At 70.5% G+C, this 3980-nt stretch carries 4 protein-coding genes; all 4 read left to right on the forward strand.

Annotated elements, in window-relative coordinates; genetic code table 11:
* Positions 1–365, forward strand: a 365-nt coding sequence (locus Amac_RS51050) for an adenosylcobinamide-GDP ribazoletransferase (RefSeq protein WP_174900328.1), incomplete at its 5' end; no start/stop codon positions are given.
* 77 nt (positions 366–442) lie between these two features.
* Entirely contained in the window at positions 443–1927 is a 1485-nt protein-coding gene (locus tag Amac_RS51055) for a leucyl aminopeptidase (protein WP_155361666.1), read from the forward strand.
* Positions 1928–2011: 84 nt separating this feature from the next.
* Positions 2012–3391 (forward strand): dihydrolipoyl dehydrogenase, encoded by a 1380-nt coding sequence (gene lpdA / locus Amac_RS51060; RefSeq protein ID WP_155361667.1) that lies wholly within the window; start codon positions 2012–2014, stop codon positions 3389–3391.
* Between the two features lie 25 nt (positions 3392–3416).
* Positions 3417–3980 (forward strand): biotin/lipoyl-containing protein (locus Amac_RS51065; RefSeq protein ID WP_307729869.1); only part of this gene is annotated, 564 nt, incomplete at its 3' end.

The raw sequence follows: 3980 nt of genomic DNA on the forward strand, positions 1-3980 counted from the left end.
CGCGGGAGGGGGCGGTGGTGCTGGGGGTGGCGTGTGTCGCGGGGCGGCTGGCGGTGACGTGGGCGTGCCGTGAGGGGGTGCCGTCGGCCCGGGAGGATGGGTTGGGGGCACTGGTCGCGGGGACGGTAGGGTGGTTCGGGGCCATGACCGCAACCGCATTTACTGTCGGGCTGACTTTTCTGGCCATGTCACGAGATGGCTGGATTTATCTCCTCATCGCGGTCGGCTCCGGGCTAATTGTGGCGTGGGAAGTCCGGCGACGGGCGGTGCGCAGGTTGGGCGGCATCACCGGTGACGTGCTCGGATCCCTCGTCGAGGTGACCACCACGACGGTCCTGGTGACCGCCGCGGCCCTGCTTACCTGATCTTTGACAGGCCCCGGACGATTGGTAGGACGAACCCTCGTTTATGCGTACCGTGAAAGCCCAGCTAGCATCGGCCAGTGACCACAGTGCGCGTCAATGCATCTGCCACGGTCTCCATCGAGACCAGTGCTCTCGTTATCGGCATCCACGCTTCCCCGGACGGCCCACAGACCGCTCCCGGTGCCGACGGCCTCGATCAGGCGCTCGGCGGACAGCTCGCCGCCACCCTGACCGCGATGGGTTTCACCGGCAAGGCCGAGGAGATCGCCAAGTTCCCCACCTTCGGCGCCCTGCCCGCGCCGATCGTCGTCGCGGTCGGCCTGGGCGACGCCCCTGAGGGGGACTACAAGGCCGAGACGCTCCGCCGGGCCGCGGGCGCCGCCGTGCGCTCCCTGGCCGGCACCCCGGACGCGACCTTCGCGCTGCCCGCCCCCAGCGCCACCGAGGTGGAGGCGATCGCCCTGGGCGCCCTGCTCGGCGCGTACGGCTTCAGCAGGTATCAGACCAACGGCCAGCGCAAGGCCCCGGTCGGCGAGGTGGTCGTGCTGACCGAGGCCGAGGGCGCCGAGGCGGCCGCGCACCGGGCGGCCACCCTGGCCGAGGCGGTGAACCTGGTCCGCGACCTGGTGAACACCCCGCCGTCGGACCTGTGGCCGGCCAAGCTGGCCGAGATCGCCGAGGAGGCCGCGGGCAAGGCGGGCCTGTCCGTCGACATCCTTGACGAGATCGCCCTCAAGGACGCGGGCTACGGCGGCATCGTCGGCGTCGGCCAGGGCTCCACGAACCCGCCCCGGCTGGTCCGCGTGGCATACGCGCACCCCGAGGCCGGCAAGACGATCGCGTACGTCGGCAAGGGCATCACATTCGACTCCGGCGGCCTGTCACTCAAGCCCGCCGCCAGCATGGACTGGATGAAGTCCGACATGGGCGGCGCGGGCGCGGTGCTCGGCGCGGTGCTGGCGGTGGCCAGGCTCGGCCTGAAGGTCAACGTGATCGGCTACCTGTGCCTGGCCGAGAACATGCCGTCCGGCACCGCCCAGCGCCCCTCCGACGTGCTGCACACCTACAGCGGCAAGACCGTCGAGGTCCTGGACACCGACGCCGAGGGCCGGCTGGTGCTGATCGACGGCATCGCCCGCGCGGCCGAGGACGCCCCGGATCTGATCATCGACGTGGCCACCCTGACCGGTAGTCAGATCATCGCGCTCGGCTGGCGGACCTGCGCGGTCATGTCCAACGACGACGACCTGCGCGAAGAGATCGTCGAGGTGGCCCAGGCGCAGGGGGAGGGCGCCTGGGGCATGCCGCTCCCCGAGGAGCTGCGCAAGGGCCTCGACTCGCCGATCGCCGACATCGCGAACCTGAACCCGGAGCGCTGGGGCGGCATGCTGGCGGCCGGGATTTTCCTGCGCGAGTTCGTTCCCGACGGCGTTCCCTGGGCACATGTGGACATGGCGGGTCCGGCCTTCAACAAGGGCGAACCTCATGGATACACGCCGAAGGGCGGAACAGGCGCCCTCACGCGTACGTTGTTCGGGATCGCGGAGCGATACGCGCGGTAGCGCCCGCGTCTGAACCACGATCTTCAGTGACAAGTGAAAAGATGCCGTCACAACGGCACGTGAAAATCATTAGGGAGCTTTCCAGTGGCTGATGGCAGCGGCCCCTTCGACATTGTCGTCCTAGGTGGCGGTAGCGGCGGTTACGCCTGTGCCCTGCGGGCGGCCGAGCTCGGCAAGAGCGTGGCGCTGATCGAGAAGGGGAAGGTCGGCGGCACCTGTCTGCACAACGGGTGCATTCCCACGAAGGCGCTGCTGCACGCGGCGGAGCTGGCCGACCAGGCCCGTGAGGGTGAGGCGTTCGGGGTCAAGACCCGTTTCGACGGGATCGACGTGCCGGGCGTGCTCGCGTACAAGGACAAGGTGATCAACGGGCTCTGGAAGGGCCTGACCGGGTTGATCAAGAGCAAGAAGATCACCGTGATCGAGGGCGAGGGCCGGGTCATCGGCCCGAACCGGGTCATCGTGGACGGGCAGGTCTACGAGGGCACGAACCTGGTGCTGGCCACCGGGTCGGCGGCCAAGTCGCTGCCCGGTCTGGACATCGACGGCAGCAAGGTCATCACCAGCGACCACGCCCTGGTGCTGGACCGGGTGCCCACCTCGGTGGTGGTCCTCGGCGGCGGCGTCATCGGCGTCGAGTTCGCCAGCGTGTGGCGCTCCTTCGGCGCCGAGGTGACGATCGTGGAGGCGCTGCCCCACCTGCTCCCGCTGGAGGACGAGGCCAACTCCAAGCTGTTGGAGCGTGCCTTCCGGCGGCGCGGCATCAAGTATGAGCTCGGCGCGCGCTTCGACAGCGTGAAGACCACCGACACCGGCGTGGTGGTCTCCCTGGAGAACGGCAAGACGCTGGACGCGGAGCTGCTCCTGGTGGCGGTCGGCCGCGGCCCGGTCTCCGCCGGTCTGGGCTTCGAGACCGCCGGGGTGACCCTGGACCGCGGCTACGTCCTGGTGGACGAGCTCTGCCGGACCGGCGTCCCGGGGGTGTACGCGGTGGGCGACCTGATCCCGACCCCGCAGCTGGCCCACGTCGGCTTCGCCGAGGGCATCCTGGTGGCCGAGCAGATCGCCGGTCTGAACCCGGTGGCGATCGACTACGACGGCGTGCCCCGGATCACCTACAGCGAGCCCGAGGTCGCCGCGGTGGGCATCAGTTCCGCGCAGGCACGTGAGCGCGGCTTCGACGTGGTAGAGCTGACTTATAACCTGGCCGGGAACGGGCGGAGCAAGATCCTGCAGACCCAGGGCGAGGTCAAGGTCGTGGCCGAGCGCGACGGCCGGGTCCTCGGCGTGCACATGGTCGGCGGCCGGGTCGGCGAGCTCATCGCGGAGGCCCAGCTGATCTACAACTGGGAGGCGACGGCGAGCGATGTGGCCCAGCTGATCCATCCGCATCCGACCCAGTCGGAGGCTCTCGGCGAGGCCATGCTGGCCCTGGCCGGCAAGCCGCTGCACGTCCACAACTGACAAGCCCTCATAGGAAAGACTCATCATGCCTGTCTCCGTAACCATGCCCCAGCTCGGCGAGAGCGTTACCGAGGGCACCGTCACCCGCTGGCTGAAGAAGGAGGGCGACCACGTCGAGGCCGACGAGCCGCTGCTCGAAGTCTCGACCGACAAGGTCGACACCGAGATCCCCTCGCCGTCCGCGGGCTTCCTGACGAAGATCGTCGTGGCCGAGGACGAGACGGTGGAGGTCGGCGCCGAGCTGGCGGTCATCGACTCCGCCGCCGGTGGCGCGCCCGCCGCCGAGGCCCCGGTGGCGGCTCCCGAGCCGCTGCCCGAGCCGGAGCCGCTGCCCGCGCCCCAGGCCGCCGTCCCGCCGCCCGCCCCGGCCCCGGCGCCCGCGCCGCCGCAGCCGCCGATCTCGTCGATCCCGCAGCCCGCGCCGCAGGCTCCGCAGCAGTTCCCGCAGCCGCCGCGGCCCGCGCCGCAGGCGTACACGCCGATCACCACGACGCCCGCCACCGAGCCGGCGCCGCTGCCCTCCGGCGAGAGCCCGTACGTGACGCCGCTGGTGCGCAAGCTCGCCCACGAGCACGGCGTGAACCTGGAG

Source organism: Acrocarpospora macrocephala, assembly GCF_009687865.1.
GTDB lineage: Bacteria > Actinomycetota > Actinomycetes > Streptosporangiales > Streptosporangiaceae > Acrocarpospora > Acrocarpospora macrocephala.